Annotated in this window: 1 protein-coding gene and 2 pseudogenes; all 3 read right to left on the reverse strand. The window is 58.6% G+C overall.

All coding sequences use genetic code 11. The features are described from left to right. Positions 1 to 1,981 (reverse strand): hypothetical protein (locus CWO89_RS47335; protein WP_207234689.1); only part of this gene is annotated, 1,981 nt, incomplete at its 3' end. 660 nt (positions 1,982 to 2,641) lie between these two features. Beyond that, positions 2,642 to 3,312: pseudogene (locus CWO89_RS41660) on the reverse strand (hypothetical protein). Positions 3,313 to 3,360: 48 nt separating this feature from the next. Beyond that, a pseudogene (locus CWO89_RS41665) lies at positions 3,361 to 3,877 on the reverse strand (hypothetical protein); the annotation flags it as partial. Between the last annotated feature and the right edge of the window lie 98 nt (positions 3,878 to 3,975).

A 3,975-nucleotide genomic window follows, 5' to 3' on the forward strand; every position in this document is an offset into this window, starting at 1 on the left:
CTTCCGGCATCCGGCGCTCCCCCTCTAGTACACGAACAAGGTAAGTCGGAAGCCAGCGTTCGCGGTGCTGCCACCCCCCGCGGATAAGAAACCCAAGATCCGCGACGGGCTGACGGGATGGCCCAGCTTCATTCATCGGCCTCGCGCGAGGATGATGGATGAGACGAACGTCCCTGCGCCCTGCCGGCCCAAACGTGGCCGAGTAATGCTCGCCGTTGATCGCGAACCGGCTTGGGCCGAACTGGTTCGGCAGGAGATTGATGTTACTCAGTACGTCGATCAGGACTTCTGAGGCCGGTTGCGAGCCGTGGCGCCAGCCCTCGCCGACGATAGGTCCGATATCCAGTAGATCCTGAGGGGCCCCTGATGGCCCGACGAACGACGGCGGTCTGGCGAAGTCAGGCGCCGGCGCAGAGTGAGCATCGTCCCGCAATTGATACGGTGTGGGCGGATTCAGGTTAACCAGTGGCTCTAGACCGCCGTAGATGTCTGATGACGGGGCTCTGGCAGAGGATGGCTCGGGTTCTTGCATCTGCTCCCCAAACCAATCCCAAGCTCCCGCGCTCGGGGTGGCCGGCGTTGCGGGAAGTCCTTGCGACGGGCTGGGCTGTGGGCTATGGCGCAGTGTGAGCGTGGATGTCGCGGGTTCTTGCATCGCCTCTCTAAACCAATCCCAAGCGCCCGCGCTCGGGGTGGCCGGCGTCGCCGGAAGCTCCTGCGGCGAAGCGTTCTGCCGAGCGCCTTCCCCGGCGAGCGGACGCGCGTGCTCAGGAGGAGGCAACCCTAGCGCTCTGTTCGCCTCGAGGACTTGTTGGTATCGCCGAAGCCTGAGCAAATCGGCATTGATTTTGGTGTCCTCGGTTTGCTGCCTGTACTGTTCAACATCTCGGGTCAGCCCATCGTCATTGAGTCGGCCAGCCATGGCCCCCTTGTCGCGCGTTTGCAGCCAATCACTCAGCCTGTAAAGGCGGCGTGCGTGTCGATCGACAGTCTCCGGCTCAATCCTGTGTGTCGCCTTTTCCGCGCTGGCCCACATGTCGATGAGGGTTGCGTCTGCGGGATAAGGAACAAGGCGGCGGATATCGACTGACAACGTTCTTCCGGCGCCGACGTCGCGGAGCTTTTTCAATGCCGCTTTGATGCGCCTGCTGCGATCATTCGCATAGGTTTCCACATCGTCATCCAAGCCAGCTTCCAAGTCGGGGTTGCCAATTCGATCCGCGATTGATGGCCTCCCGTTCTGGCTAAGGCGGGCGCTCAAATGGCGCAGATCGGCTATCGCGTTTTTGATGGTGCCGTCGCCCAGTGGTTTGGTGCCGTCGTCCTGGGTGAGACTGGCTTTGCTTTTGAAGTCCTCAAACAGCGCCTCGTCCTCCTCAGGGACCCCGCGTGTTCGGCCGGGCTGCTTGGCGTAATCCACGCGAAACTTCGTTGAAAGGATCTCTTGCCGAGCCGTGGAGCCAGACGGCTTTTCGCCGTGGCTCGCCCCAAACGCCTTTCCAACCCCTGATTTGATACGCGACCACAGTCCGCGATTTTTCCTGTTCTTCGTCTCAGTCGCGGGCTGCTCCTCAGATGGCAGGGTATAGCGCGTACTGCTGAACAGATCATCCCGCAAATTGGACCGCGGCGATACTTGGGCCGAAGCTCGAAAGTTGGCGCGGGGGAGGTCCACGCTGTGGCGCGTGCTGCTGAACGAGTTGTCCCTCAAGCGCGAGTGTGGCGGCATCCGCATTGAACAGCCGAGGGCACCGCGCCGGAGTCCTTCACCGCCGTCTGCGGGACCCTCATCAGGCGAACTAGACTTTGCGGAGTTCTCATCAGACGAATTGAGCTGCAACTCGTCCATTTGCTGTTCAAAGCTTGCTTGCGGGCTCGTGGTGCCCGATTGCTGCCCCACCTGCGGCTGCTGATAGTACGCTTGCGCGAATCCTTCCACATCAAAATCAAACAGGTTGAAATTGTTATTCGTTCGCTCCATGGCACCTCACATCACATAGCAAAGCTCGTATCTGGCGCACGGCAAGGTGATTGAGTGAAAGCGATGGAATTTTCGGCCGAGAATCCGGCTGCCGAAGCCTGAAACCAGCACACAATCACCATCATTTGCCGCGGCCGAGACCGCCGCCAACGCCTCCGATTACTCCGAGATCAAGCACTCCGATGTTCATTCCTTCATGATAGGTGGCGTCGCCGTCTAGATATCGAGGTTCTCATCCTAAGAGAGTTAGCTGTTAAGAAGCTGACGAGTGTCAGAAGGGCACAATGTGAAAATGGCGCCGGCGTTGTTTCTCAAGAAATATGCGGTGCACGTGCCACGTGATTTTCGTTCAAACCACGTATAAGGCCGTCCCGACACGGCACGTCGGATCAATACGAGCCTTCCCGTGGCACATCGTGAATGACCATGATCGAGCTAGATCAATCATGGCCTCTCGATCAAGCGCTAGGCTCGATCGGGAGGCACGCCGCTCCCAGTTTAAGCACGCCTCCTGCGCTACGCGCCCATCGGTACTGTCCGAACTATCCTGATAGCGGGCACACAACCTCGCCAATCTTTCGGAAACCATGCGCCGCAAGCACTCCGATGAAACCTCAAACACTCTTGTATCACGGGAGCTCTCCACATGTAGAGCCCGACTCAAGGCGACGGCTGTAGCATCGCTAATAGCTCGAGATCGCGGAACATGGTGTAATTCCGCCGGATCCACTGATGCAACTCGCTGGACGAATCCTTCTCGTCGCGAAGATATCCCGTGAATGAGAAGCTCAGTCGGTCGACGTAAGTCTTTAGAAATACCGGTAGCGCCGAAAAGCGGAGTACACGGCCGCCATCCATGGCGTCAGGTAACTCTCCGCGCAGCACGAATTCGTTGTGGACGGTGACCAGCGCCCCCGGCGGAATCCGCCGCCGCAGCATCTCATAGCTGCGCGAGGAGGCGCGGTCGCTAGCGGCGACGAATAGGATGATGGGGGCGACACGGCGACCGAGCGCCTCCTTCATGAAGCCGATCTCCTCGCACATCTTGAAGAATTCATCGAAGGCATGGAAGCCGAGGTCGATGACCTTGGCCACTCGGTCGTGCAGGATAAGCCGGTCCATCAGCTGCATCTTGCCGTAGGTGTCGATCACATCCGCTGTCTCAGTGATGTTAGGGGGTAATCGACGAGTGACGGCTCCTTCAGGTTGACGTCGAAGGAGAGCGCAGAGCCGTTCTTCAGCAGCAAGAACTCGCTCAGAAGACGAGAGACGAGGGTCTTGCCGACCTGCGGGGTCGGAGAGCAGATGATGTAGACGGGCGTGGCTAACATCGAGCGAGTTTCGTAGGGGGTTCAGGCCTTCAATGGGCGAACGAGCGATTATTTTTCGCCGCCGCCGGTCACTGACTTGGCGCCTGCCACTTCAGTCAAGTTGATGCGATCATATTCGCGCCACACATTGGCGAGCCAGTGCCGGACATACCCGCGCAGCACGAACGAGTAGTTCACGGCCTCGTCGTGCCGGCCCTTGTTGGCTATGAAGTCGACGAACGGGACGGAAGCAACTTCGACTTGCTCATAGGCCATCTCATTGAGCTTAGGGATCGTCAACTCGGTCGCGTTCTTGATTCGGTGGAAATAGGAGATGTAGGTCGACTGGTCCCACTGGAAGAACTGAGTGTCGTTGATGAAGTTCTTGACCAGAAAATATTTTGCACCAGCCATGAAATTGGCGGTCTCGGCGATCTCGTCCAGGGAAGCGATGGAGGATCCCAAGGTATGGAATACGGCAAAGGTGATCTGGCCAGACGGCGCAGCATCCAAAAAGCCGATGTCGCGCAATGAAGCCAGCGCCTTGGACAGTAAGCCTGCTGCGGGCGTCGATCACAGTGACGGATAGCCCTAACAGTCTGCTGAAAAACGTGAGGAATGAAGCGTTTTTTTTTGTTGCGGAGGCCTCGTTGGGCTGGCGCGTCCGGGAGGCTAGGTCTGGGT

The organism is Bradyrhizobium sp. Leo170 (assembly GCF_004296405.1).
Taxonomy (GTDB): Bacteria; Pseudomonadota; Alphaproteobacteria; order Rhizobiales; family Xanthobacteraceae; genus Bradyrhizobium.